Origin of the sequence: uncultured Ruminobacter sp. (assembly GCA_902764345.1) — a bacterium.
GTDB lineage: Bacteria > Pseudomonadota > Gammaproteobacteria > Enterobacterales > Succinivibrionaceae > Ruminobacter.
Map to the genome: position 1 here is coordinate 8,856 of CACWVT010000016.1, position 26,384 is coordinate 35,239.

The 26,384-nt window shown below is 47.7% G+C and carries 17 protein-coding genes and 3 tRNA genes; 10 read left to right on the forward strand and 10 right to left on the reverse strand.

What is annotated here, in order from left to right; genetic code table 11:
* Positions 1-301: 301 nt before the first annotated feature.
* Positions 302-589 (forward strand): hypothetical protein, encoded by a 288-nt coding sequence (locus tag QZU58_RS04505; RefSeq protein ID WP_294495363.1) that lies wholly within the window; start codon positions 302-304, stop codon positions 587-589.
* Between the two features lie 24 nt (positions 590-613).
* Here QZU58_RS04505 and QZU58_RS04510 read toward each other — a convergent pair whose 3' ends face one another.
* The 4 genes from QZU58_RS04510 to traC form a co-directional block, all read right to left on the reverse strand.
* Positions 614-1,747, reverse strand: coding sequence for a TraU family protein (locus tag QZU58_RS04510; RefSeq protein WP_294495365.1), 1,134 nt, complete (start codon positions 1,745-1,747; stop codon positions 614-616).
* Between the two features lie 67 nt (positions 1,748-1,814).
* Positions 1,815-2,666, reverse strand: coding sequence for a hypothetical protein (locus tag QZU58_RS04515; RefSeq protein WP_294495367.1), 852 nt, complete (start codon positions 2,664-2,666; stop codon positions 1,815-1,817).
* 56 nt (positions 2,667-2,722) lie between these two features.
* Positions 2,723-3,412 (reverse strand): S26 family signal peptidase, encoded by a 690-nt coding sequence (locus tag QZU58_RS04520; protein WP_294495369.1) that lies wholly within the window; start codon positions 3,410-3,412, stop codon positions 2,723-2,725.
* Between the two features lie 151 nt (positions 3,413-3,563).
* Complete coding sequence (gene traC / locus QZU58_RS04525; RefSeq protein WP_294495371.1) at positions 3,564-5,960, reverse strand: type IV secretion system protein TraC; 2,397 nt, start codon at positions 5,958-5,960, stop codon at positions 3,564-3,566.
* Between the two features lie 622 nt (positions 5,961-6,582).
* Here traC and QZU58_RS04530 point away from each other — a divergent pair.
* From QZU58_RS04530 to QZU58_RS04540, 3 genes are all read left to right on the forward strand, one after another.
* Positions 6,583-9,519: a TraI domain-containing protein gene (locus QZU58_RS04530; protein WP_294495373.1), complete on the forward strand. Its 2,937-nt coding sequence runs from the start codon at positions 6,583-6,585 to the stop codon at positions 9,517-9,519.
* A 60-nt stretch (positions 9,520-9,579) separates the two neighbouring features.
* The gene (locus tag QZU58_RS04535; protein WP_294495375.1) at positions 9,580-12,231 is read left to right on the forward strand and encodes a conjugal transfer protein TraG N-terminal domain-containing protein; all 2,652 of its coding nucleotides are present in this window, start codon (positions 9,580-9,582) and stop codon (positions 12,229-12,231) included.
* A gap of 301 nt (positions 12,232-12,532) precedes the next feature.
* The gene (locus QZU58_RS04540; protein WP_294495377.1) at positions 12,533-12,805 is read left to right on the forward strand and encodes a hypothetical protein; all 273 of its coding nucleotides are present in this window, start codon (positions 12,533-12,535) and stop codon (positions 12,803-12,805) included.
* Between the two features lie 207 nt (positions 12,806-13,012).
* On the opposite strand, the gene QZU58_RS04545 is transcribed toward QZU58_RS04540, so the two are convergent.
* Together QZU58_RS04545 and cmk are read right to left on the reverse strand one after the other, a co-directional pair.
* On the reverse strand, positions 13,013-13,342 hold the full coding sequence (locus QZU58_RS04545) for a TusE/DsrC/DsvC family sulfur relay protein (protein WP_294460657.1): 330 nt from the start codon (positions 13,340-13,342) through the stop codon (positions 13,013-13,015).
* Positions 13,343-13,453: 111 nt separating this feature from the next.
* Positions 13,454-14,134 (reverse strand): (d)CMP kinase, encoded by a 681-nt coding sequence (gene cmk / locus QZU58_RS04550; RefSeq protein WP_294495379.1) that lies wholly within the window; start codon positions 14,132-14,134, stop codon positions 13,454-13,456.
* 464 nt (positions 14,135-14,598) lie between these two features.
* On the opposite strand from cmk, the gene QZU58_RS04555 reads away from it, so the two are divergent.
* The 3 genes from QZU58_RS04555 to QZU58_RS04565 all read left to right on the forward strand — a co-directional run bounded on the left by QZU58_RS04555 (position 14,599) and on the right by QZU58_RS04565 (position 16,044).
* Entirely contained in the window at positions 14,599-15,459 is an 861-nt protein-coding gene (locus QZU58_RS04555) for a vWA domain-containing protein (protein ID WP_294495381.1), read from the forward strand.
* A 274-nt stretch (positions 15,460-15,733) separates the two neighbouring features.
* A complete protein-coding gene (locus tag QZU58_RS04560) occupies positions 15,734-15,898 on the forward strand; it encodes a hypothetical protein (protein WP_294495382.1) in 165 nt (54 codons plus the stop codon).
* 58 nt (positions 15,899-15,956) lie between these two features.
* Positions 15,957-16,044, forward strand: a tRNA-Ser gene (locus QZU58_RS04565).
* 206 nt (positions 16,045-16,250) lie between these two features.
* Here the strand turns inward: QZU58_RS04565 and QZU58_RS04570 are convergent.
* A complete protein-coding gene (locus tag QZU58_RS04570) occupies positions 16,251-17,867 on the reverse strand; it encodes a hypothetical protein (protein ID WP_294495383.1) in 1,617 nt (538 codons plus the stop codon).
* Between the two features lie 382 nt (positions 17,868-18,249).
* On the opposite strand from QZU58_RS04570, the gene QZU58_RS04575 reads away from it, so the two are divergent.
* Together QZU58_RS04575 and QZU58_RS04580 are read left to right on the forward strand one after the other, a co-directional pair.
* A tRNA-Ser gene (locus QZU58_RS04575) sits at positions 18,250-18,337 on the forward strand.
* 373 nt (positions 18,338-18,710) lie between these two features.
* Positions 18,711-18,798, forward strand: a tRNA-Ser gene (locus tag QZU58_RS04580).
* A 143-nt stretch (positions 18,799-18,941) separates the two neighbouring features.
* Here the strand turns inward: QZU58_RS04580 and QZU58_RS04585 are convergent.
* The 3 genes from QZU58_RS04585 to QZU58_RS04595 form a co-directional block, all read right to left on the reverse strand.
* On the reverse strand, positions 18,942-20,393 hold the full coding sequence (locus tag QZU58_RS04585) for an NCS2 family permease (protein WP_294495384.1): 1,452 nt from the start codon (positions 20,391-20,393) through the stop codon (positions 18,942-18,944).
* A gap of 336 nt (positions 20,394-20,729) precedes the next feature.
* A complete protein-coding gene (locus QZU58_RS04590; RefSeq protein ID WP_294495385.1) occupies positions 20,730-22,601 on the reverse strand; it encodes a U32 family peptidase in 1,872 nt (623 codons plus the stop codon).
* 227 nt (positions 22,602-22,828) lie between these two features.
* A complete protein-coding gene (locus tag QZU58_RS04595) occupies positions 22,829-24,619 on the reverse strand; it encodes an ABC transporter transmembrane domain-containing protein (RefSeq protein WP_294495386.1) in 1,791 nt (596 codons plus the stop codon).
* Positions 24,620-25,265: 646 nt separating this feature from the next.
* Between QZU58_RS04595 and aroG the strand changes: the two genes are divergently transcribed.
* On the forward strand, positions 25,266-26,336 hold the full coding sequence (aroG, locus tag QZU58_RS04600) for a 3-deoxy-7-phosphoheptulonate synthase AroG (RefSeq protein ID WP_294495387.1): 1,071 nt from the start codon (positions 25,266-25,268) through the stop codon (positions 26,334-26,336).
* Positions 26,337-26,384 lie beyond the last annotated feature (48 nt).

Below are 26,384 nucleotides of genomic sequence, written 5' to 3' on the forward strand. Positions count from 1 at the left end.
GCATGAAAATTTATCAGAATTACCGCCTTGCCGAAAGATTAAGATTTATTATTGCATTTGCCATCGTGGCGATATTTGCATTGATCGTTATCGGACTGTACTGGCTGTTCAGCGGATATTTTGAGAATCTGTGGCAGAGTTTTGTCTGATTTGCGTTCATTTTTCAGTATTTGCGTGCGTTATCCCGTCTGAACCATTTCATCGTACGCTGATGCAGGTTACCTTTGCGGGACGGTTGTTCAGCGGTATAATTCAGAACGGAAGATTCACATGATGATTCCGTATATATTCGTGAGGAAACATGAGTCGTAATAAACGCAGAAAAAAAGAACCAAAGGTTCAGAAATTGAGTTATTCGTCCGAATTCAGACAGGATCCGGAGCTAAACCGTTATACGACGCGTAATAATCATGTGGCTGATGACTGGTGGGACAGGCAAATGCCCTCAATACGTCCGCGATTCAGGCCGGCTGCGATCTTTTTCCTTCTTTTCGGGGTATTTTTGGTTGTTCTCTCTATCTACCTGACGTTCAGGGATTTTCTTGATGGCCTGTGGCAGATGTTCCCGTCGTTACTGGCTCCGTTTTAATAAAACATGTTTTTGCAGAACTGATTATTTTCCTGCTCCCAGACAGCAGTTCCGGTACCTCCATACAAGATATATGACGTTATGTTTTGTCGGCGGCACCCTGGAATCCCCGAGCCAGTACTGAACAGGTTCTCCGAGAGCGTGATTATCACTGCTTTCGGCAATGGGATAAAGCATGCTGAATCTGTACATGCTTTTACTCATTTCATCATAGTATACGCCTCCGCACAGGGCATCGTCTCCCATGGTAACAGGAAGCAGACCTCTTCTGTGCAGAAGATTCATAACCCTTACCGCAAGAAGCGACGTGTTTTCGGCGACGGATCCTGACGAGCCGACGTACCCGGTGAGCGGATACAGAAAGCCCCAGGAGCCGGCGCAGTAAAACAGATCATCTGAAGTGTTTCCCTTAAAAGACAGGGTGGCATCCGCACTGCATGATGCCACTGTTCCGGCATTTGCCAGAGTGGCAATCTCCGGAGTGTTTATCATTGCCAGACTTTCATCATACCAGCTTACGTCAAGCTCCGAGGCATAGAGAAGATCCATGTCCATGTAATCGTACCTTCCGCAGTTGAAGTCCGTGAACAGGTTGAGCATGGTATTGAGAGGAAAGCTGTAAAGGTGAACGTGGTAGAGACTGAGATCAGAACTGTCCAGTGTGCCGTCTCCGAATGATCCTATTCCGCGATCAGGCAGCGGCAGCATTGTTCCCAGTACCGGCGAACATCCGGGTTCCCGTGTAAACTCCATGAGGTATGCAACCTCCCAGAGGCCAACGGTAAGTCCGGTTTCCGGAATGCCCAGATCATGACTGCAGGTACATACGCTTCGCCGAGAAGCTCTGTCCGGAGTTCTGTCTCCGCGAGAAGAATTTCCCAGCCGTGCTCCTCCGACGCTGATTGGAAGCATGGCGCTGAAGGGAACCCTGTCAAGCAGATCCGTGAATATGTCGGCATTCGGACAGGTGTATCCGCCGTCATAATCATCTATGCCGGAAGCGGCAGCAGGTGAACTCAGCAGGATGGCGGCAGAAAGTGCGGTAAGCTGTTTTCTGAACCGCGGTTTTTTGCGGATTCTGTGCCGGAAGCCGTGGAAAAGCTCCGCTTCTTCACGGCGAATCCGGTCCGGATTATTCATGATCCTGTTTCTTTTCATCACTCTTTTCTCCATTCCTTCAGGTTGGCGTCTGTCATTTTCTCTGTTTTTTCTTCGTTTCGGCTTCTTATCGATTATTCGGTTCCCACAGGGACTCTTTCAGGTCCCGGTGGCATTTCCCGTTATTACCGCTCATTGTTCTGCCGGTTTCCGAGGGCCTGTTAAACGGTGGAATAATACCTTTACGAAGACCTTCCGTAATGTTTGCGGAAGCCCTGATTATCCGTCCCCTGAAGCTTTTACGCATGTTCGGATTCCGGATAGCGCAGATGTTTTTCATCCGGGACGTACCGCTGCCGTCATAAGAGGAATCAGGGATAATCCCCGATTCATCATTTCCCGGACAGAAAAAGTCATCATTTTGTTTTAACGTCCTTACCGGAATACGGGCACCGTATCCGTTAAGGGGAAAATCATCATCGTTCAGAACATATGGAACCGCGGTTATTCCGAATCTTGCGAAGTCGCGGGGATTTACCGTAAAAGGGCATTTCTCATGAATCATGAGTCTGAGTACTGCCGGTGCCGGCATGTCACGAAAGGTTATTTCATAAGCTCTCCCACGGGAACATAATATTTTGAGGTGTTCTGCAGCCATTTCATTATTTACGTAAACCGGGACGGTTTCCGTCCCGGTCCGGGCATGACGTCCGGATTCCTTTCCGGAGGCAATATGAGCCCCGTCGGAACGTGTGAATGTGCTTATATAATTATCCTCAGCGTTTTCGGTAAGTCTTCTGATAAATTCCGCATCCTTTTCATATGGTGACGGGGTATTACCCGTGGTCGTAACGTCCGCGTATGATTCGGGTACATCCGGTATTTCGGAAAGGAGTGGCTCCGCAAATGCGAAAACCGCTGTCTGCGTAAGTGATGCCGCTGCCGTGAAGGCTGTTTTTAGGATTTCTGATTTTTTCATCTGTCGTAGCGGAAGGTATGTCCGCTTCCCGTAATTCCGTTCGTCTTTCTGATGTTTCACAGCATTAAAAGCACTTCGGCGAGTTCAATCTCGTTTCCCGTGAAGGTTCCGATAATTCTGGAATCCAGTGAATAAGGTGAATCTCCCGTAAGGAAATGCTCGTCGTGAGCCAGTGTCATGCTGCCGGAGAAAACGCGGATAAATTTAATGTTATGCATTATTTTCCCGTCAGTGTTGGCAATCAGGGACTTCACCGGAAGATTAAGAGCCGCTACGGCATATCCCTCAGGTTCCCTTTGTGCGGTGATAAGATTACCGTTTCTACGTACGGTATCACCGGGACCTGCAAAATATCTTTTAAGAAGAACCGAGCCTTTTTTAAAGACGGCCACGTCCTTCAGCAGTCTTACTGCGGTCACGTCTTTTACGGTGTCTGATGCTGATGATTCCTCTTTTCTTTTCATTTTCATCGTCATGAAATACTTATCAGGAGGGAGAAATTCGTTGCGATATACGAACAATCTGCCGAGGCATGTCCGTTCCTGCAGGTCAACGCCGATCCTGAGGTCAAGAAGACTTATGATTACCGTAAAAACGGCAAAGCAGGTAATCCCGGTGACTGCGGTAATGCGCATGGCGCATACGGCTGACCTCAGAACGTAAGCCGCCGTTTTGCGGACGTTATTATGCATTTCTGCATAATGACGTCTCATAAGACCTGTATCATTTACTTCGTGTTGCTTCATATGGCTTATCATCCGGTTATCATGACTCATTTCTAATTAACACCGATAATCTTTCCGTTCTCTCGTCAGGCTGGCTGAGAGGACGCACCTGTCGGGATTATTCCTCCTCAGTTTTTTTTCCCTCGGGGGTATCATGGCGGTTTTCGGAACCTCATGAATCCTGAGAAAGCAGGGTATTTATGGCTTCCGTTACGTTCATGCCTTTTTTCAGCAGCTTTTCGATGGCGTTGACCTCTTCCGCCCTGGTGGAATAAAGAAGCTTTCTGAACGGATCCACGGCAAGTCTGCCCACACAGTTCCCGCGATCACTTATCACGAATATTTCCGAATACATTCCGCTCATGGTATGCACGGATCTCAGATACTCATATTCCCCGGAGGTAAGAGGAAGTCTCTTTTCCTGTTCCAGCAGATTCACGGTTTCGGCCTTCTGTCCCAGAAGGTACATGTTGGCACTGTTCTCAGCGATGGCGACGCCTGCTTCCGAACCGTAAAGGTCATTTACAGACTGGGTTACGGTGACGGCGGCTCCGCCGTATTTACGGAACCTGCGGTAGCCGGTTTCAATGAATCCCGCCACGTCACCGTCTCTTAAAAGATCCCAGGCTTCGTCAATGATGATAATCTTCGGCCGGTTTCTTTCTCCGAGATACATGTTCTGCTGAATCTGGTATATGAGCTGCAGAAGCACAACCTGCTGCAGGTGTCTTCTTCCCTTGAGCTCCTCAAGCTCAAGAACAGTCAGGCTGTTTCCGAGCTTCATATTGTTGTGTCCGGAGAAGAATCTGCCGTACTCACCGCCTGAGGTGAAGGAATACAGCTGTCTTCCGAGATCCCTTATCCGCTGATCCTCGTGGTTTCCAAGTTCATCGGCGATGATGTCCACGGAGAGAGCATTGCCGTGGATTCTGAAGAGACTTCCGGTAATTCTCTTGAGTTCTGCCGTCTGAAAGTCGCTTAGTCTTTCGGTGGGAGCTGCCATGATGGAAAGCAGTCCGTTAATCATGTCCGCCTCATCGGCATAGTCCCTGATACATTCAAACGGGTTAAGGGACACTTCGGAGTTTATGCCGAAGGAGAGAAAGGTTCCGCCGAGAAAACTGCAGAGCTTTTCATAGGAACGTCCCACGTCAATTACATAGCAGGTGGCTCCCTTTGCCAGATACGATACCAGAATCTCGTTCACCAGGAAGCTCTTGCCGCTGCCCGACTGGGCGGCGATACAGAGATTGTAGTTCGTTCCCGAATCGTAAAGGGACAGATTCATAAGCTGTCCCGAACGGCTTATGAGATTTATGACTCCGGTACCCGTTCCCGCACTGTCCGCAAAAATCGGCAGCAGCGGCAGAATGTGGGTGGAGCACAGTGTCCTGAATCTCATGAGGGAGTTAAAGGAGTCGGTGTCGGTTCCGAACGGCAGGGCGTTGAGAAATATCGGCAGAATGTAGTATCTGTCCGGCATGAGCTCGAAGCCGTTTTCCTTATAGTAGCTTCGCAGTGCCGATCCGGTGGCCAGAGCCTCTTCCTCATTTCTGCAGAATGACGTTACCGTAAGGTTGAACTTAAGAGGTCTGGCTCCGTTTTCCATTTCCTCGTAGAGAAGGTCAAAGCCCTGTTTCTTTACGGCAAGCTTTGGCTCAAATTTAAGCAGGGGACCGTAGGCCTGGTTCACGGTCCACTGCCGTTTGGCACTGATGTGCGAGCGCAGTGTTGAAAGCTCAGGATAAAATACCGTGCCCGTAATCATGAACGGGGTGAATATGCCTCTTGTTCCCGTGAAAACGTCACAGGCATAGGCGGTGGCATTCCCGAAATATACGTATTCCGGATAACGTTTGACGGAGTAGGTGTTGACCGTATATCCGCCTATTTCAAGAAAATCCTTTGAAACCCTGAGCTCACTGTCGTAATCCATGAGCTGTTCATTAAGCGGAACCGAGTTGTCAGCCTTTATCCTGCCGTTTTTCCATGAGGCGTTGTCATGACCATTGAAGAACGGGCAGAGTTCTGAAAGCAGATCGTCATTTGTCATGAGCCTGCCGTTGATTTCAGCCGTTTTCAGAATCTGCAGAAGGGACTCGGAAAGCACTTCGGCATGATGGATTTCATCATCGTCAGGGAGTTTCCCGGCACACGGAAGCGTCAGTGTCACCATGAGCACAAAGTTTCTGACCCGGGAACTGATTCCCTTTGGCGGTTTGTTTACGGATTTACGCAGAAAATTCAGTCTGCTCCGGATTACTCCCGACAGCACGTCGTCATTTTTTAGGCCGAGAAGCGTGATTTCCTGCTCCCTTAGAAGTCCTTCAACGGATGGAGACGCCAGCAGTGAAAACTGCAGAACGGTATTTTTGGGAAAATCCTGATTGAGAAGCACGGTAAGGCGTCTTGCAATGGTTTCATCACCTCCGGAAAGAGGTCTTGCAATCACGCCGATGCCGAGAGCGGCTCCGCCGGAACCGCTAAGGTAAAAAAGACTGTTTTCAGGATTGTATGCCAGTACGGGATAAAGGCTGCTGAATCTTCCTGTTATTCTCTTAAAATTCATCCGGCTCTGTCTCTCCACATTTCAGTAGTCCTCAGCGGATATTGAGCTGAGGGTGTTACTTCGCAAAAGGTTAATCGGCAGGCGCGGCCTGCCGTTATTCACGGGGAACGGCGGATAGGACCGTCCACCGGTGAATGTTTCTACGGGACAGGATAAAGAAGAGAAGAGGAGGGGCTGCCGGCCTGTGCCTTAAGTTAAGGTACGGAGAAACATGAGAAATATGCCGGTGAAGGCAATGATGGCAGGCAGTGTTCTTAAATACGCATAAGTAACCGTTATATCAGAACTGCATTATCGCTCGGGTGACAGGAGTTAACCATGTAAGTTGAGCGGAACCGTCCGGTGATACTTCAGAACAATACCGGGGTTCATACTACATACCACGTTGGTATCCGTTCTTTTACGTTCCTTTCATGTGAATTGGAATGCATAGCGCGGGCTACAGGTTCGGTCTGTTCCCGCAACTCTTTTTTAAGGCACTGAATTCTACGGCTATTCCGCTTTCCCCATATCATATGTCTCAGGTAAAACACTGCATGAGAAATTCTTGATATTTTACCGAAAGGACATTTTCGTAAGTGATTCGGCAGAGATGCCGGTGGAGCATGGCAGAAAGTAGGTTATGAATATTATCACCAGCGGGTTGAGCGGTTTTGCCGGAAAATACAGAATGCTTAAGGCATTGCTGTTTCCCGAAAGAACGGTAATCCATGCCGGTTCAAATCATGAATATCTGAAGAATCCCGACGCCTGTATCCGGAACGGAGTGTTCAGCAGGGGAAGTTCCGCCTGCGGTTCCGGTCATCCCGAAAAAATGCCGTCCGGACAGGCTTACTCCGCGTCAGCTTCCGACAACGCATCGTCAGGTTCTCCGTACAGGGACCGGAACGGTATTATTTCCGTTGATGACATACTGGAAATTCATGCGGGACTTGTCGCAAAGATTAGGGATCTTCTGCCTCTTGAAGACTGCGAATTCAATACGATTCTGCTTCCTCTGCTTAAAAACTTCATAAATTTCGCATACACGCTTCCCGCATCTGAATACTACCATCACCATAATGCTCTGGGACTGGTGACGCACAGCATGGAAACTGTCTTCTTTGCTCTCCGCGGGCTGTTTGATGAATGCTTTGATTTCGGACTCCCGGGGGATCGCAGAACCCTGAGGGAGACAAGAGTTGCCGCCTGCATATTTGTCGCAGCGCTTCTGCATGACGTAGGCAAGCCTCTTACTGACGTTATCATCCGGGCAGATGCCGGGGAGTTTAAGTCCGGTTCCTCTTCACCTTCAGTTTGTCGTGAAGCGGAAGGTGCTGCGGGGGCCGTGTGGAATCCGATGGTATCCGGTCTTCATGACTTTCTGATCTCCGGCGGGTACCGCAGTTATTTCTTTGAATACGTGCCGATGAGAGGCAAAAGACACGAGCAGCTTGCCGTTATCGCCGCAAACCGGGTGATTCCGAAGGAATTCATATCATGGATGCTTGCGGAGCCGGATCTTCTTGAGCATCTTTATGCTGCGCTCAGCTGTGACAGAACATCAGTGTTTTATGATGCGGTGAAAAGGGCTGACATAATGAGTGTGAGGTACCATCTTTCCGAGGTTAGACTCGGAGGCCTCAGAAGGAATGACTGTGTCGGAACGGAGTCAGTTCCTGCTCCGGCTACTCTTACGGAAAAAATCCTTATCAGTAACCGAATGGAGGATATTCTTTCCGACGGGGGCGGAAAAAACGCTTCGGGTAAGGGGATAAAAGGTTGTGCCCGGGGAATACTCTCTCTGATACTTGAGCTTCTGCAGCAGAAGATTGCCGATTCTCAGCATCCCGCAAATGCAGAAGACAGCTGCATTTTTTTTACGGACAGGGAATGCCTTCTTTCCCTCAATCCTCATGAATTCTTTGACATGACGGCTCCTCTGAGAGGAACCGGCACCGCCATGGTGATTAATGATTCCATGGAACTGTATGAAAAGCTGATTCTCATGGGAATCGGCGAATATGCTGATGCCGCGGCAACCGTTATTCTGCACAGGATTCTGGTGTCCTTCGACGGAATAAACCTCAGAGAGATACACGGTTTAAAGATAATAAAACCTGAATATCTTTACGGCGGCATCAGGCCGGCCCCGATTAAATCATACGGCCCTGAAATGCAGCATGCCTTTGATGCGGTAAAGGCAGGAAGAAAGGGCCTGTCCATAAACGGTGAAACCGTAGGCGGTACGGAGGATTGCGCTAAAGGAACAGGCGGGGCAGTGACAATTGATGAGTGTCTTGCCCTGACTGAATCCCGCCTTGGCGGAACGGCGGATCATGATAACGGGAACAGGTCCGTAAGACCTGACGCAGATGTCGCCGGTGAGGTGTCAGGGGAAAATGACGCATTTTCCCCTGATGAATCACCCGTTAAAGACTCGGACCTGCGGGAGAATGCATCTCTTACGGGAACGGTGGCGGACGGCGTGAGTCTCCCTGCTCCTCATAAAGGTTACGATGACGATAATGTTGACGGTAACAGCGTTGATAACGGTAAAGGAGAACGGGAAGCGCAGGCTTTGGCCCATGTTGACGCACATTCCAGGTCTCCTGAAAAAGACGGGAGGGTAAAGGCTTCCCGATTTCTTCTTAACGACAACGATGAACCCGTACTTTCAGTTTCTGCCGGAGGCGGAAAATCCGGTGACGGATTTTTTTCCTTTCATGACATCGATACATTCTCCGAAAGGCAGGGCGGATTCAGGATATTTACCGGGAAAACCGGCAGGGCAAAAGGACGGAACGGCGGTGATAACGCTTATTGCCGGGGACTGCCTCTTTCGACTGAACTTCTCCCGGATAACGTGCTGGCAGGAAGTCCTGCAGGAAGTGACTGGCTGGAAAACCCCATGAGAATCACGAGAGCTCCTTCAAGGCCTCGTGATTCTCACGGACGTTTTGTAAAAACGCAGAAAGGAAAGGACAAGGGGGCCGCAGAGCTGACGACTGCGACCGGAACCTCCATATCGGCTGCTTACCATGATACCTCTCCGGGAGTAAACGAAACACCGATTAGTGATTCTCTTCCCGAAAAGAACATGGACACCGGTGTGGAACTTAAGGAACTTACGGAAACGGTACTCTCCTTTGACGACATGAGATTAAATGAAGCCGTGGGGGCCTTTACCCTAAGACAGATTGATACCCTGGCTTTGAGGCTCATAAAGAAAATGGGAAAGGGACGAAGCTCCTCCCGCAGACGAAAAAAGGCCGGAGGAGTTCCTCCTTCCCAAAACGGTGAAGGTGCAAAGCCTGATGTCGGAGGGACTTCAGCTTCAGAGAAAAAACTCTTTATGCGGGTGGCGCATGCTCTCCGGAATGCCTGTGCGAATGCCCTTTCAGTCGGGGATGAACGTGACGACCTGTCTTTTGTTTCACTTTCCGTGGACGAAATCTCCGGGAGAAAGCCCGGTGAGGTGACTTCAGCACTTCTTGCAATGACGGAGCTTCAGAAGCTGTCGCTTCTGAAGAAAATAAAGGAGAAGTCGGTAAACGGACGCAGGAAACGGTCATCGTAATGATGACATCCGTCATTTAACGGTATTGGTAAGGTTTGTTTATTATGAGGAGATGCTTTTATGTGGAATGTGTATTCCGTCGGAGATGTTTCTTTTCTGGCGACGGTCATGAGATCTGCTGCCCTGTTTTTCAGCGGCAGCATTCCCAATACACTTGCTGCCATCGGTCTTACGATCGGTGTTCTCTATCAGGGATTTCGCGGCAGTATGAGCGGAGAGGGAATCTCCTTCGGCAGAATTCTGGTGACGGCACTTCTCTACCTGATGTTTCTGGTGCCGAAGACGGATGTCTCCATTGAGGATTGCAGTACCGGAGAGAGTGTTGCCGTGTCAGGAGTGCCTCTGGGCCCGGCATTTGCGGCATCGCTGATATCCACCATGGGATACGGGGTCTCAAAATACGTAAGGCAGGCCTTTTCGGGAACGGAAAGCACGGATAATGGCTATACTTCCTCCATAGTGGTTCTTAACGACCTGAGAAGAAAGCTCGGCGAGGTGACAGTGCTTCAGAGCGTCAACAATGCGGGTGGCGGTGATTTTGAAAAATCCTGGATGAACTATTTCCGGGAGTGCACGCATACGGGGATAGATCTCGGAAGCATGAGCGGGGACATGATTTTCAGCGCCGAGGACGTGGTGAATGCCTCACGCCTTGAGTCATCCAGCTTCGGCACTCTCATAAACATCGACGGTCACGATGAACTTCTTACCTGCTCTGAGGCACATTCGAGGCTCATGGCCTATACGAAAAGCACTTATTCCGAGGCTCTTTTCACGGAGCTTCAGAATAATTACGGAACGGCGGACGGAGTCCGGGAGGGGATTGCATTCAGCGGAAGGGATTACAGGGGGATGCTTAATGATGCTGTGAGCTCTCTAGGTCTCGTTAATACCCGGGCGGAGGACTACGTACTGTCCTCCGTGCTTCTTCCCGTATACCTGCGGGCCGCCAAGAGCAGGTATCTTGATTCCCATGCCGCCGGTTCCGCTCTGGCTCTCAGTCAGACGGTCAATGCGGTGAATACCGCATCAGCCGTCAGACAGAGCGTATTCTTTACAATGATAAGACCGCTTATGACCTTTTTTGAAGCCCTGCTTTTCATGCTGACTCCGTTTATGCCTCTAATTCTCATGGGAACGGACAGCGGTCTCGGACTCATTGGCAGATATCTTGGGGTAACCGTGTGGGTGGCCTTGTGGCAGCCTCTTCTGATACTTGTAAACGTATACCTGGAGTCCGCAGCATCAGGGAGTCTTTCCGTACTTAATGTAGCTCCGCAGAGCTTTAACGGAATTCTTGCCGTGAACAGAAGACTGGAAACATATATTTCCCTTGGCGGCTATCTTTCGGCATCAGTTCCCGTGCTGGCAGGGTTCGTGCTTTACGGTTCGGCCTCCGCCTTAAATTCCGTAATTACGGGGTTTGCTGCAGCTGCTCAGCAGACAGCTCCGCATCCCGTGCTGGAACAGCGCGGCGGAGTTGTCAGTCACGGCTCCCTGTTTTCAAATACTCCTTTTACCGGAATGAGCAGAACCGGAGGTTCATCGGTAATGTCATCGGTATCCCTCAGGGAAGGTTTTAGAGAAGCTCTGTCCAATGCCGAAAGTGAAGCTTCTTCTGCAGAGAGAAGCTTTGCCGGCGTGCTGAAAAATTCCATGAGTGAAATGCATAGCGGAGGATTAACCCATAACAGGCTTGAATCCATGGGACAGAGAATTTCGAGCGGAACATCCGAATCCTACGGCATGATAAAAGGTCTGGCACATACCATTTCCAAAAATACAGGCATAAGCAGTTCGGATGAAATGTCTCTCAGAGGTGCGCTGGGTCTGATACTCAGCGGAGCTGCCGCTGAAGGTGACAGTGCCGTGGCAGAGGCTGCCGGGGCTAACAGTTCACGAAGCAGTGTTGAGAGACTAAAGGGAGAGCTTACGAGAATCTCCGGTGATGAAGGCATACAGGCTCAGTTCGGCAGAACGGTGGCAAGGGACATAAGTAAGGGAAGCGTTTCTTCAGATGCCTACAGCTTAAGCCGAAGCTCCGGCAGGGAATTAAGCAGGGCGGCAGGTGAGGCTGTGTCCAGAAGAGAGGAGGCAGGAAGACTTAAGGCCTTTGAATCATCCTTCGGTAACGGTTATTCATTCGACGGAGTTACCCTTGCAAAGGCTGTCAGCGGAAACGCCCGTGTACTTGAAATGCTGAGAAGCGAGTTTGCGGGAGACCATACTCTTTCGGCAAGGGCTAACGGTCTTCGCAGTGTTATGGAAAGTATCATGCCTGATTCGGGACAGGCGAGAGTTGCCGGTGAACTGAGGGCTCTTCTGGAAAAGAATCCCGCCAGGGCTGTCGGCGTCATAGCGGCTGCCTTTGACATAAAGGGAGCCAACCCGGCGGAGGGAGAGCTCCGTGAGGTTAAGGGGGCCTACTTTAAGGATCCGGAAGAATTTCAGCCAAAGATGAATCCCGTAACGGACATCCCTTACGGTACTTTAAATATGGGGAATCCTGGGGCGGGCAGCGGTTCTCCCGGTTCCGGCAGAACATCTTTACGTGAAAACGGTGATTCATTATTCGGATTTGATTCAGAAGCCGACAGAAAAAAGGAGGAAGAAGAGCTCAGCAGGTATTACTCCGATTTCCTGAAAAACAGGAGCAGGGTAAAATCAGCGTTTGCGGACGACGCCCGCACTATGGAAAAGACGGGAAAATGACGGATGATCTCTGCGGATACTGGAGCAGAATTGCTGTTTCCGCTTACGGTATTTCTGAATCGCTGGCAGGCTAAGGTATTGTGTTCCGTTACGAAAATATTGACGCAGTTAACATTTAATTAACATTTTGATAATTAAATAAAACTGTATGCCTTAAATTTTATTACAATCAAAAAATCTTCGTATGGGTGCCTGCGGTGAGTTTTTCCGAATAAGCCGTACAGAGAAAGGATGTTGCAGGTGCTGCTTAGATGCACTAGTGTTTTAAACTGAAATTATATTTGAAAAAAGGAAATAAAGAATGACTCTTAAGAATTTTATCATCGGGTTCGGAAGTAAATTTATCGACATTATTGTAGTTGTTTCTATCATATTGGTTATTCTTGCCGCACTCATTGCCATGACCAATATAGGTTTCTTCTATGGTGTAGGTGTTCTGGTTTTCGGTTCACTCAGCATAATCATGTCTACTTTCTTCCTCTATCTGATGATTGATATTCGTGAAAAGCTTGTGACAATAGCTGACAACACCTCTGCAGGAAAGCCTTCAATAACTTCTGAAAAGGCAGAATAAGACTCTGTCGGAACCGCCATACAGCTGATTACCGTGTGTCAGGAACAGTCGGCGGTGGCACGGATTATCTTTTTATCCGTAATAAGCATGAGACCGGACTATGTCCGGTCTTCTTTTAAGATGTATCCGTATCGTTTTAATGCAGTGACTGATGCGGTGGAAAGTGCGTCGGTACCGTGCATCCTGCATAAGACATTGGAACGGTTGTCAGATGCACTTTACCGGACGCGGCAGACCGGCAATTTTGGTGGCAATGAGAGCAGGACCGTCAGGAAACAGTTTGTAGAGGTAGCGGCTGGAACCTTTTTCGGGACCAAACTCCTTTTCCATGGCTTTTACGAGAGCCCTGATGGCAGGAGAAGTATTGTACTTCTTATAGAATTCTCTTACAAAAAGCACAACTTCCATTCTTTCTTCCGTGAGCTCGAGCCCTTCCTTTGCGGCTATTGCGGCAGCGATTTCTGGATTCCAGTCAGAGAAATTTTTAAGATAGCCGTTTTCATCGGTTTCTATGCTTTTTCCGTTAACTTCAATCATAAACTCTCCAGGCCTTTCTGTATCTCAGTATGTGCATAAAAAACGTATACCGAGTCCTTTTACGTTTATCATTCCGGCATTCTTTCAAATGCCGGAAAAGAGCTTTGCTTTCTATCTGCCGAGTTTGGATTCAATAAACTTTACGGCAGTGTCAACTACTTCTTGAATTGACAGGGTTGTTGAATCAAGAACCAGAGCGTCATCAGCAGGCTTAAGCGGAGCAGTGGCTCTGTTGCGGTCTCTGAAATCTCTGTCTGCAATTTCCTTCAGGATCTTGTCATAATCGGCTTTTACGCCGCGTGATTCAAGCTGTGACACACGGCGTCTTGCTCTTTCCTCGGCACTGGCATCAAGGAATATCTTGGCAGCTGCATCAGGGAACACTACGGTACCCATGTCACGGCCGTCAGCGATAAGGCCCGGTGCAACGGCGAAGTCACGCTGTCTCTGCAGGAGTGCGGCACGAACTTCCGGAAGTACGGCAACCTTTGATGCGGCACCGCCGGTTTCTTCCGTTCTGATAAAGGAAGATACGTCTTCACCGTCAAGAATAACGGCAACGGCATTGTTTACTTCCTTAAAGGACAGATTAAGATTGGCGGCAAGAGAACTGAGTTCCTTTTCCGCATCAAGAGCAATACCCTTTTTAAGAGCGGCATAGGCCAGTACTCTGTAAATTGCACCTGAATCAAGAATGGCAAAGCCGTACTTCTTGCTTAATCTGAGGCACAGTTCTCCCTTGCCGGCTCCGCCGGGACCGTCAACTGCTATTACGGCAACATTATTCTGCATTTTTTTCTCCGTAAAGATCCAAGGTTTCGGTTAAAGGACGCATGCTCCAGGTTCTGAATGAACCATGGCACTTATGAGCTGAAAGCGTGAACCGGAACCTCAGTCATGAATTACTGATTCTGTTAAATCGACATATATAATAAAGAGCTTAATCATAGATTATGCCGGATGATTTTACAAGAAAGACGATGACTTTTTGTTTATGCTTTGCCTTAGGAAACTGTCATTGTTCATTGTTTGGACAGCCGTTGAAATATGACGCCATGTCATGTGGTGCAGGCGGGGACTCGTTCAGGTTTTACCTGAGAAGAAATATCCTCATACCACAAAGAGTATAAGGCAGCGGGGCTGTCTCTCGGAAATATTAGGAGACGGACGTGTTTATGAACTATCCCGGAGTTTTTCTGTCTTAATAAAGGTGATGTTTATTATATTCATTCATGCTTCACGGAGGATTACCGTATATGAAAATCATCAGACATTTTCTTATGACCGCCGGTCTTACCATGGGACTTCTGGCAAATTCCGTATATGCGGAAACCGAACAGGTTAAGCCTGCTGACGGCACTGATCATGAGATTGCCGCAACGGCTGAGAGGGCTGAGGTCCTTATGGTTCTGGATAAGAGCGGTTCGATGTACGGTCTTACCGGGGACACCATCGGCGGGTTTAATTCCATGATTCAGAAATATCGTGAGCAGAAGCTTCCGGTCCGTGTGACCACGGTCCTGTTCAATAACAAATCAGATATTCTCCATGATCGTCAGGACATAGCCACGGTTAAGGAACTGACTGATAAGGACTATGTTGCCTCAGGAACCACTGCACTACTGGACGCATTGGGAGAAAGTCTAACCAGACTTTCAAATCTTCCTGACGTTAGGGACAGTAAGGATACCCAGGTTGTTGTGGTCATCATTACTGACGGACAGGAAAACAGCAGTACCGAATATAAGAAGGCTACCATAAAGGACATGATAAGTGACCTGCAGAAGAAGGGATGGAAGTTCATGTTTTTAGGTGCCAACATTGACGCAGTGTCTGAGGCCGGTTCTCTCGGCATTGATACCAGAAATGCTGTCAAGTATAAGAACACCGGATCAGCCGTCCGCTCCAATTATGATGCCGTGGTAAACTTCACCATGGAGGCTGTCGAGGCATCCGGAAGTGATGGAAGCATGAAGGGTGACTGGAAAAATTCTGTTGAGGCTGATGACGGCAATGATGCCAAAAAGTCACCTGAAGCCAAACCTGAATCAGGCAGTGTTAAGAAAGCTCCTTCATCCGTAAAGTCCGTATCGTCTCTTAAGAGTCCTGATAAGTAATCTGCCGGCCGGAAAGCCGGTCGCAATTGCATGGTGACGGAGGCCTTAAGGACTCCGTCACCATTAAGCATTCATTTAAAAAGACATCAGATGTCCGTCCGTAACTGAAATTTTTTCTTTCAGTATACTCACATTACCTTCTGTCTGCCGTACTGATATCATCGAAAATTCCCGGTGATATTTTTTCGTTAGCTCAGATTATTAATGAGTTCTGTTTGAAGGTGAACATACATCAGAAAACAAAGCAAGAGTCAATGCTATAAGAAAATCCTTTATGAAAAAAGATGACGATACCATAGTTGATATCGAGGATTATAAATCAGAGTATGAATTGAAGGGATATGAATCTGGAGATACGGGAGGTTCTGAATTCAGAATAATCTCCTCTCAGAAACGATATCTGTATGTTTCCTGGTCAAACAGACAGCTTTTTAAGTAAAAACGCCATTTTTTTCTTTACAAGAATTTGGAAAACCATATAATTATACACATCCAGCGGACAGATGGCAGAGCGGTTGAATGCACCGGTCTTGAAAACCGGCGACGCGAAAGCGTTCCTGAGTTCGAATCTCAGTCTGTCCGCCATTCTAAAGATTGTTTGAATCTTCATTCGATTCCCCAGATACTTCAATAAAATAAACCTTTTTTCACCTGATCTGTTTAGCATCTGATCGCATTTGTATTTATTGGTGTTTCCATGCTCCGAGACGACGTGCTCAGGCTACCAATAAAAGCCTGATTACATTAAGGTATGGCGGCTGAACGTTGCCGTTCAACCTCCTTTTTTGGTACTAGAATGTTGCAGTCAGTTCATAGAAGTCCGAAAAATCCATTGCGGAGCAGCTGTTGAAGAAACTGCATCTTTTGGTGACAATGCGGGCGGGTTTAAACGCAACGTTTCTCTCAGTTTCCGTAATCCCTGAAAACATGACGGATTTTCCGGCAGAGGAATGAGCAGAGTCCTTTCCAATACCTGCAGTATTGTCCCGGATCTTCATTTTCCCATAACCGGCTTTAATCTGTTTATCCTTATTTAACGGAGTGCTGAAGGAAAAACGGAATTCACTGATTCCTGCACGTTCTGCGATTGCCGTAACGATTAAAAAGAAGCTGTGGAGTGACGTATATTCAGGCAGATCCTTTTCTGTCAGTCCGGTAAGGTATGAGGGATCCGGAATGCCGGTCTTAATTCTGTAATCAGCATTCCTTAATAAATCCTGATAGCGGCATTCATGGTCGAACTGCAGACTGATATCGTGTCCTGCTTCATCATCTGATGACTTATCGCCGGAGGTTATGCAGTCATTTTCTCCGTTACGGGGGAGAAGTCCTGCCGTTCCGGCAAACTCAGGAAATGCCGGTATCCCATGTCCTGAGACATGAAGTGTGGCCGTGGCATTAAAATGTCCACGGGAAAGAGAAAGAAGAGCTGCTTCTCCGTCAATGTCATCCCGACCTGTTACATACTCTGCAAAGGCCTTGGCCTTAGCTACGGTAAATGAATGGGCAAGCTTCGGATGATTTCTCAGATATACGCTGAAATCTCCGTATTCATGATCATGGCTAACGATATCCTGATAGAGAATCGGATCCGTTCCACCGAGAGTTACCGGATGGAATCCTAACTTTTCCTTAATTCCCGGCGTATTCATGATTGTTTCGTAGGCCGCAATAATCTGCTGACGGTCATTACGGAGAATGAATGTGTCTCCGGTTATGTCTGGGATTATCCGTTTTAATGCATTTTTCCCGCTGAGGCCTGTTTTATCCTGCCATCTGCCGAAAACACTGAGCTCCGTTCTGATTTTTTCCGCAAGGACGGCTGCAATCGTGCAGCGGTGAAAGAAAAAGGAGCGTGTATCCCGGCATGAAAAGATGACGGAATGACTTTCCAGCGCCTTATGCAGGCATTCGTCAGCACGTATCCGAGAAAGTTCCCGGATGTCTGAGAATGGATTAAAGTGCCATGCAATAATGTTCAGCCTTTTCAGGAAGTCTTCGGTTCGATCTCTCAGATTCTTTTCCGAATGTATGGAGGCCGTTATTCTGCCGAATATGAACATGATGTTCATACGGTCGGAGCACGGGGCTTCCTGAACCGCGGAATTCATCCGGGAATGACTGTTTGTAAGGCGGACCGATATCAGCGACTCATTATCGGCAAAATTCTGAAGTTCGTTAATGGCAGAATTCCCGCATGCTTCATCCGGTAGGATAACCGTATAGAAACCAAAGGCAGGGCGGGCATGGAAATCCGTTACGATACTGATGAAATTCAGAAGTCCCCGGTAATATTCTCCGGCAAAATCATCAGGTTTAACGGTGACGGAATCTTCAGTGTTGAAGAGTGAGTTAGCTGAGGCGGATAATCCGCTGAAGTTTTCTGAAATAAAAACATTTATATTCATGATACACCCTTAATTACTTTTTGCAGTAGCATTGTGGAATAAAGGAAAAACCTACACAACTGACTGACATCACGTATACCGTTAGCCGGAAAAATACGGAACGCCTGTTCACTTAAAAATTATACATGATGTTTATAAAAACTCAAGTGATTTTATATGTGGCAGTAAAATAAACGACTTACCGACATAAGTCCGGACACGCGGACTGTTGATTGCGTTTTGGGAATTATTGACTGCTGACTGGTGTCTCATATATGGATGTGCTGCATGATTATTAGTCATTGTGGCCATAAAACATGCATTCGGACACAAAGTGGAGGATTTTTTGAGATAAAGTATTTACAAGATTTTAAAGACCTATATAATAGGGTTCATCCACAGCGGACAGATGGCAGAGCGGTTGAATGCACCGGTCTTGAAAACCGGCGACGCGAAAGCGTTCCTGAGTTCGAATCTCAGTCTGTCCGCCATTTCTGGGGAGTATGCCAATCCCTTCCACTCATCTTAATATCAGAATTATCCGTTACTTATCATTCCGTACGATATCTTTATCTGACATCGGTTTTGAACTTTATCGTCTTTAGTCTTAGTTATTTTTATAACCGTTGTTTTAATTTCATGTATTGGTTCCGTATTTCTCACCGGCTTCAATATCTGATGATTATTATGGAGACAGAGTTTATGGATACGTTATGGACGACCTTAAACGGAAAAATCAGACATATTACCGTCATCAATGATGAAAAACGCTCATAAAATACGCATTTGGTAAAAATGTTTGTGATTTTTTTAATTAAATGTTTACAAGCTTTTAAAAACAGTTATAATACACACATCTTCAGCGGACAGATGGCAGAGCGGTTGAATGCACCGGTCTTGAAAACCGGCGACGCGAAAGCGTTCCTGAGTTCGAATCTCAGTCTGTCCGCCATTTCAATGGTTGATACCTTTCTTTTAATCCCTCAAGTTTCTACATACTTTTCCTGGTATGCTTTTTGGCTTCAGTTAAGTCTTATTTGTGCTTTGCTGTTCTGTCTTGCCTATTCCGGATCGATATTCAGCGATTCTGAAAAACTAAACGGCAACGAAGAACTTTACCAGGAATATTACCGTTACTACATACGTAAGAGGCGTGACATCGCGGTATTTTCGGGATATCAGCTTTATTATGGTGTAGCATACAAGACCGAGGCCAATTCCGTTACCGACGGAGCCTGAAACTGCTATTGCCAGCATCATTATGAATACCGGCGTAACCTGTTCAATATCCCTGAAGTCGATTTTTCCGAGCCCCTGCATCATGACTACGCCTATGTAAATCAGTGCGGTGGAGGTGGCTGCCGGAGGAATCGCGGCCACAAGCGGAGATATGAATATGCAAAGTGCAAAGAGGCATGCCGTTGTAAAGGACGTCAGTCCCGTTCTTCCGCCGACCTGAATGCCTGATGCCGATTCCGCAAAGGTTACTACCGTTGAACTTCCCGTACATGCTCCGGTAACCGTGGCTACGGCATCAGAGAGCAGGGCCTGTTTAATGTTGCTGAGCTTTCCCTTTTCGTCAAGCATGCCTGCATTGGCCGCAAGGCCCACAAGACTGCCGATGGTTCCGAACATATCGATGATGCAGAAGGTTATCAGCACCATGATGATGGTGTAGGTACCAATGTTCATGAAGGTGCTGAAGTCAAAGTTGAACAGAGTCTCTCTGTACATGTTGCCAAAATCCGGAATAAAGCTCATTTTTCCGGCATCACGGAAGGGATTTCGTCCGAGAATGAAGTAGTCTGCAAGCCAGTAGAATAACGAAGAAGTCAGAATGCCAAGAATCACGGCAGCGGAATTTCTTCTCTTATGAAAATGAACGATGACGAACAGTCCCAGGAATATCGTAATTACCGATATAATCATCTGGGTATATTCCTTTCCCATTTCAGCCTTAAGGAATGTCGGCGTCATTGCCCCGAAAAAGTCTCTCATCACGTAAAACGGTTCCGAGTAACCGTTTCCTTCCGCATAAATGCTTACGTTGCTGCCGAAGCCGATATAGATAAGCATCATGCCTATGGCCGGGGCTATGGCAATTTTGATGCAGTCAGGGATGTTATCGGCTATTTTATGTCTTAAGTTTAGAACGCCGGCAATGAGGAAAATCAGGCCTTCAAACAGGATGATTATTATGGCTGCATGGTATGCCGTTTCATAAGGGATGGACAGTGCCACGGTTATATTGGCGACAATCGTGGCAAAAAAGGTATTCATGCCCATACCGGGAGCCATGGCAAAGGGTTTGTTGGCCGAGAAGGCCATGCAGAACGTTCCTATGGCAGAGCATATGCAGGTGGAAAGAAATATGGCGTTCCAGAGGTTGGAGCCGGTGTGAAATCCCGTAAGTATGTTCGGGTTTAGCGCCACAATGTATCCCATGGTCAGAAACGTGGATATGCCGGCAAGAATTTCTGTTCTTACCGTGGTTCGGTGTTCTCTGAGTCTGAATCTTTTTTCAGGATTAAAAAAGTCTGCAAACATCGGCGCTCCTTACGGCACGCACAGTGCCGAACACATGGTGTCAGAGCGCATGCGGGGTTTCCCCGTCTGAAGCTGAGCCGGAATCCGATACGTTAAATACTATGGCAGTGCGCAGTCTGAGCCACGTATTCTTTCATTTTAGCCCGTAAAAGGTAAAAAAAATGTCGGTGATTCATGATTTTCGGGAGAGAACCATGTCTTTTACGCACTGATTGCAGCTGCCGTCATGTAAGGCTTACATAAAAAAAAACGCCGTAAATTCAGCGGAATTTACGGCGGCTGCGGCAGGAACGGAAGAATGTCTGCGCACCTCCCGCATTGCACGAAGGTAATCTGCTATTTCAGAAAGTCAGGTGTTTCAACGGGGCCTTCCAGAATCATGCGACATTTTGCACAGCTGTTTTTTACCCTGAATACTGTTTTGCCGATCTTCAGATAGAGGTCCTGTTTTCTCGCCCCGTGTCTTTTCGGGCAGAGTCCGAAACAGTAGTGAAGGCAGTGCTTTGAAACCAGAACTTCCCGCGGTTCATTTCCTTTGTCCTTTTCATATGCCGGGACGGTAACGTCTGCTCCGTGTTCAAGATAGAAGCTGTCGGCAGCCCTGTTGAAGATGTTCGCCTTAAAGCCGAGGTTCAGTTCTGAATCGGCAATGCGTATATCCTTAAGGTTATCCGGATTATGATTCGTTTCCTTTTTCATAAGTCTGTTTTTTTCAAGCCTGAGCTCTTCAATGAAACAGCGACGCATCTCGTTGAGCATGCTTTGAGGGACGAAATGGTAATGTGTAAGATTCAGCGTCAGTTCCTTAAGGTTATAGCAGGTGCCTCCGAGTCTGCCGATCTTGGCTTTGATGTTGTCGGTAAGCTTCTGCCTGTCCTTTGCCTCCGAACATTCCGGAAGCTCTGTCGTAACCGTGATGTCCTTTTCCCCGGTAACCTCATCATGTCCTTTCAGACCAATACCTGTTTCGGTTTCAAAATATTCAAGGGTAAGATCCAGCGTTCTTACGGACGAGGTATCGGTAAGTTCAGATTCAAATTCCGCATCCTTGCTGCGGTAGAACATTGTGCCCGGCTTTATGAAAGGTAGTTCCTGAAATATTTCCGCCTGATTGCCGTCAATTACGCGACTGATGCGGAAGCCGGCAAGCTCCGCATCGCTTTTGTAGTAGTTGAGGGAATCTCCGTTGTGCAGGGGTACGTCTCTGAACAGCCTGAATTTAAGAACATGTCCTGAAACACCCGTAAGCGTGCCAATCTTTTCGCCTACGTATCCCGGAGCACTGAAGTTGGCATAGTTATCCTTTTCCTCATGAGTGTTGTATTCCGTGAAGCCTCTGTTGAAGCTTTTGGCAGGATTAGGCGTGAATGCGGTAACGGTGGTGCCGAAGGAGCTTCTGCACAGATCCGGATCCTCTTCGATGACCTCATCAAGCTTTTGCCTGTACCAGGCCGTTATGTTGCGCACGTACCCTTCATCCTTGAGTCGGCCTTCAATCTTGAAGGAGGATATGCCTGCACCGATTAGTTCCTTAAGGTTCGCGGTCTGATTCAGATCCTTTAAGGACAGCAGAAACCGATCCTTTGCCAGAATTTTTCCGTTTGCGTCATAAAGCGACTGGGCTACGCGGCACAGCTGGGCACATTCACCGCGGTTGGCACTGCGTCCGGTAACTGCCGCACTGAGATAGCATCTGCCGCTCATGCCGACACAGAGGGCTCCGTGTACGAAGGCTTCAAGCTTTATGTTTCCTGCCCTGGCACTGATGTCCCTGATTTCCCTTATGCTGAGCTCTCGTGCAAGTACAGCCTGGGAAAAACCGGCTTTTTCAAGAAACTCTATCTTGTCCGGCGTGCTGTTGTCCTGCTGTGTACTGGCATGAAGCTCGATAGGCGGAAGCGGACCGTTGATGAGCCCAAGATCCTGTATGATGAGAGCGTCAGCTCCCGCATCATACAGTCTGAAAGCCAGTTCTCTGGCCTCTTCAAGCTCAGAATCATTGAGAATGGTATTAAGTGCCACGTGAACCCTGGCCCCGTACAGGTGTGCAAAATCACACAGCCGGCTGATATCCTCAAGGGAATTCGGGGCATTAACCCTGGCCCCGTATGACGGACCGCCGATATATACCGCGTCGGCTCCGCTTAAGATTGCGGTCATGCCACATTTGAGATCCTTTGCCGGTGCCAAGAGTTCAATGCTTCTCATCTGGAATTCCTGTATGTGTGGTTAACTTATGTTCTGTTCCGCATCTGGCAGGGACAGAATGAATAATTGGTATAAACAGGTCGGTTCATAGACCTGCATATGATAAAAACCTGCCGCGGCAGGTTTTTATCATATGTGCATTCCGTAGATTCTCCGCTCTGGGAAAAATCCCGGAATGGCCGTCTCCCGAAATGTTACTGTTCAGCATTCGGGAGTCTGCCGGAAGGTTACTGCTGAGTCCCGGTCTGGTCTGTTTCGGTGTTCTGCAGTCTGGTGTTGTAGAGACTGCTGTAGACTCCGCCACGGCTGATAAGCTCATCGTGGGTGCCTTTTTCGACAATACTGCCTTCATTGATGACCACTATCTGATCAGCGTTCTGAACGGTGGTCAGACGGTGGGCGATAACGAATACGGTACGATCCTTCATCAGGTTGTCGAGAGCTTCCTGAACCACCTTTTCAGACTTGTTGTCCAAGGCACTGGTGGCTTCGTCAAGAATAACGATAGGGGCATTCTTAATGAAGGCTCTGGCAATGGCGATACGCTGTTTCTGACCGCCGGAAAGTAAGGTTCCGCGTTCACCGATTCTGGTGTCGAGACCTTCAGGAAGTCCGGCTATGAACTCTTCAAGACAGGCGTTTTTGATTGCCATGGCAATTTCACCGTCAGTGGCATTTTCCTTGCCCATCGTAATGTTGTTTCTTATGGTGTCGTCAAACAGGAAGTTGTCCTGGAACACGTAGGATATGTTTTCACGCAGGGAGCTGATGCTGTAGTCCCTGATGCTTCTGCCGTCGATCAGAATGTCGCCTTCCTGCCATTCATAGAGGCGCGGAATAAGCGAACATATTGTTGATTTGCCGCCGCCTGAATTTCCCACGAAGGCTACAGTCTGAGACTTTTTTACACTGAGACTGATGTCCTTGAGAATTTTGCGGGAGGCATTGTAGCTGAATGATACGTTTCTGAATTCGATGGATTCACTGATGCCTCTGAGTTCCGGCTTGTTCAGGGCCTTTTCCGCCTGTTCAACCGGAGTATAGTCAAAAATCTCATAGATGCGTGAGAGTGCCACAGAGGACTTCTGCAGTTCAATGAAATTGTTGCCGATTGATTTCAGCGGAGTGTAGAGCATGATGAGTGAGGCAATGAATGATACGAATTCACCGCTGGTTATGGTGTGATTAATGATGAGCTTGCCGCCGAAGGCAATAACGATGGCCACACCGCAGGCCGCCACAAGGTGCATTGTAGGAGAGAGCCAGTTGGTGTTTCTGATAAGGCGCATTGCCAGACTGAACAGCTGTGTCGCTCCGTTTTCAAAGTTGTCCTGCATGTGCTTCTGCAGATTGTAGCATTTGATTACGTTCTCACCGCTTGAGGTCTCATTGTAGAGAGACAGCATGGCGGCACTTTCGGTGTAGGTCTTGTTCATGATTTTCTTGATGGTCTTGCGCACTATTCTCAGCGGCAGGAAGAGAACAACCAGAACACCTACGGCGATGATGCTTAGCTGCCATGAGTTGTAGAGAAGCACACCGACAAGTGAGACGGATGAGAAGAATCTGGTGAGACCGAGCTTAAGGTTGTTTACCAGACCTGTTGATGCCAGTTCGGCATCATTGTAGTATCTGTAGATGATGTTACCTGAATTGTTTTCCTTGAAGTAGGCGCTGTCCATGTAGATAAGCTTGTTATACAGGTCTCTTCTCAGATCCAGTGTTACCTTGTTGCCCACGTATCCGTTTACTATGGCTGACAGGTAGATGAATATGCCCTGAATCAGCGTAAAGCCGATGATGATGAAAGGAACGTAGGAGGTGAAATTTTCCTCCTTGTTTACCAGAACGTCATCCATGAACGGTTTAAGGAAATAGGCGACAACGGCATCCAGGGCTCCTACGGGAGCGGTAAGAAGAATGCCGATTATTGCCGTGACAAGATAAGGTTTTATGTATGGATAGATTCGTTTATATGTATCTATCAGACTGATGTTGTCTATTTTTTCTTTAGCCATAAAGTGATGCTGAATATTTGATAACCATGGTGTTTATGAGCCGGTGTACCGACTTGGCCGTGCACGGCCGGGCGTACCGTCCCCGCATAAAAACATGGGGATGCGGACGGCTCCTTATTTCTTCGATTACCATATTATACAGAAAAGCCCGGCAAAAATTCTGCTTTTGTTACCGAAAACGTCAAAATATGAACGGTTCGGAGAATTATTGTCTCGATTTTCACGGTTTTTCATGTCCTCTTTTTTACTTTGTCACCGTGTCTCCGTGCACTGCCATGACTTCCTCAGGAATATTCCGTACCGTCTCTGATGGTTTTTTGTACGATGTTAAAATTACTGAACGTACAGGAGGCTGACAGAGTCTGAAACTGCGCATGACTCGGGAGATCCCGCGGAGGGCGCACTCCGTTAACCCGATGTTATCACGTTCAGATCACATTCTTTGAAAAGTTATTGAAAATGGGGGATGTATTGGGGCAGGTGACAATATTTGGATTTGACTATTGTCCTATGTACCTTTACAATGAGACAAAGTTTTTTGCTTTACCCGGTTTTTGTGATCCGGAATGGCTTTTTTCCGTTTGTTTATGTCGTACTGACGGAATTAAGTAAATAGGGATCCTTACAGAATTATAAGACTAATAAAATGAACGAAAAGATTTACGATTTAAGAATTAAAGAGATTACCAATTTATTACCACCGGTAGCACTCAGCGAAAAGTATCCTATTACCGATACTGCAGCAGCTACGGTAATCAGTGGCAGAGAAAGCATTCACAACATCATGAAGGGCAAGGATGACCGTCTGGTTGTAATCACCGGTCCGTGTTCCATTCATGACGTGAAGTCTGCAATGGAATATGCAGGCCGTCTGCTCAAGCTTCGCGAAAAGTATGCTGACACTCTCGAAGTCGTAATGCGTGTTTATTTTGAAAAGCCTCGTACCACCGTCGGCTGGAAGGGCTTAATCAACGATCCGTTCATGGATAATTCATTTGACATCAATGCAGGTCTCAAGATTGGCCGCAAGCTTCTGCTTGACATCAATGAGCTCGGCATGCCTGTAGCCACTGAATATCTTGACGTGCTGACTCCTCAGTACCTCGACGAATTCATTTCATGGGTTGCAATCGGTGCAAGAACCACTGAATCACAGGTTCACCGTGAACTTGCTTCAGGTACCTCTGCTCCCGTAGGTTTCAAGAACGGCACCGACGGTACCGTTAAGATTGCCATGGATGCTCTCAAGTCAGCTGCTTCAGAACATACCTTCCTGTCAGTAACCAAGTTCGGTCACAGTGCAATTGTTAAGACCCTCGGCAACGAAGACTGCCACATCATCCTCCGCGGCGGCAGCAAGGGACCTAACTTCTCTGCAGAACATGTAAACAAGGCAGTTGAGGATCTGGCAAAGGCAGGTCTCGATCCTGTAGTAATGATTGACTTCAGCCATGCAAACAGCTCAAAGCAGTTCAAGAAGCAGATTGAAGTTGCTGAAAACGTGAGCGAACAGATTTCTTCCGGCACCAAGGGCATCTTCGGCGTAATGATTGAAAGTCATCTCGTTGAAGGCAGACAGGATCTGGTTGAAGGCTGTGCCGACAAACTCAAGTACGGTCAGAGCATCACCGACGCATGTATCGGCTGGGAAGATACCGAACATGTTCTCGAAATGCTTTCTAATGCAGTTCAGAAGCGCAGAGCATTAAACAAGTAAGCTCGGATTTATGTAGATACAGTTCCCCTTGCTTGTAAAGGGGAGCTG

What these genes read in the sequence shown, in the direction of transcription:
- QZU58_RS04505 (WP_294495363.1), top strand. Translation starts at nt 302, where the DNA reads ATGAGTCGTAATAAACGCAGAAAAAAAGAACCAAAGGTTCAGAAATTG.
- QZU58_RS04510 (WP_294495365.1), bottom strand. Translation starts at nt 1,747, where the DNA reads ATGAAAAGAAACAGGATCATGAATAATCCGGACCGGATTCGCCGTGAA.
- QZU58_RS04515 (WP_294495367.1), bottom strand. Translation starts at nt 2,666, where the DNA reads ATGAAAAAATCAGAAATCCTAAAAACAGCCTTCACGGCAGCGGCATCA.
- QZU58_RS04520 (WP_294495369.1), bottom strand. Translation starts at nt 3,412, where the DNA reads ATGAAGCAACACGAAGTAAATGATACAGGTCTTATGAGACGTCATTAT.
- traC (WP_294495371.1), bottom strand. Translation starts at nt 5,960, where the DNA reads ATGAATTTTAAGAGAATAACAGGAAGATTCAGCAGCCTTTATCCCGTA.
- QZU58_RS04530 (WP_294495373.1), top strand. Translation starts at nt 6,583, where the DNA reads ATGAATATTATCACCAGCGGGTTGAGCGGTTTTGCCGGAAAATACAGA.
- QZU58_RS04535 (WP_294495375.1), top strand. Translation starts at nt 9,580, where the DNA reads ATGTGGAATGTGTATTCCGTCGGAGATGTTTCTTTTCTGGCGACGGTC.
- QZU58_RS04540 (WP_294495377.1), top strand. Translation starts at nt 12,533, where the DNA reads ATGACTCTTAAGAATTTTATCATCGGGTTCGGAAGTAAATTTATCGAC.
- QZU58_RS04545 (WP_294460657.1), bottom strand. Translation starts at nt 13,342, where the DNA reads ATGATTGAAGTTAACGGAAAAAGCATAGAAACCGATGAAAACGGCTAT.
- cmk (WP_294495379.1), bottom strand. Translation starts at nt 14,134, where the DNA reads ATGCAGAATAATGTTGCCGTAATAGCAGTTGACGGTCCCGGCGGAGCC.
- QZU58_RS04555 (WP_294495381.1), top strand. Translation starts at nt 14,599, where the DNA reads ATGAAAATCATCAGACATTTTCTTATGACCGCCGGTCTTACCATGGGA.
- QZU58_RS04560 (WP_294495382.1), top strand. Translation starts at nt 15,734, where the DNA reads ATGAAAAAAGATGACGATACCATAGTTGATATCGAGGATTATAAATCA.
- QZU58_RS04570 (WP_294495383.1), bottom strand. Translation starts at nt 17,867, where the DNA reads ATGAATATAAATGTTTTTATTTCAGAAAACTTCAGCGGATTATCCGCC.
- QZU58_RS04585 (WP_294495384.1), bottom strand. Translation starts at nt 20,393, where the DNA reads ATGTTTGCAGACTTTTTTAATCCTGAAAAAAGATTCAGACTCAGAGAA.
- QZU58_RS04590 (WP_294495385.1), bottom strand. Translation starts at nt 22,601, where the DNA reads ATGAGAAGCATTGAACTCTTGGCACCGGCAAAGGATCTCAAATGTGGC.
- QZU58_RS04595 (WP_294495386.1), bottom strand. Translation starts at nt 24,619, where the DNA reads ATGGCTAAAGAAAAAATAGACAACATCAGTCTGATAGATACATATAAA.
- aroG (WP_294495387.1), top strand. Translation starts at nt 25,266, where the DNA reads ATGAACGAAAAGATTTACGATTTAAGAATTAAAGAGATTACCAATTTA.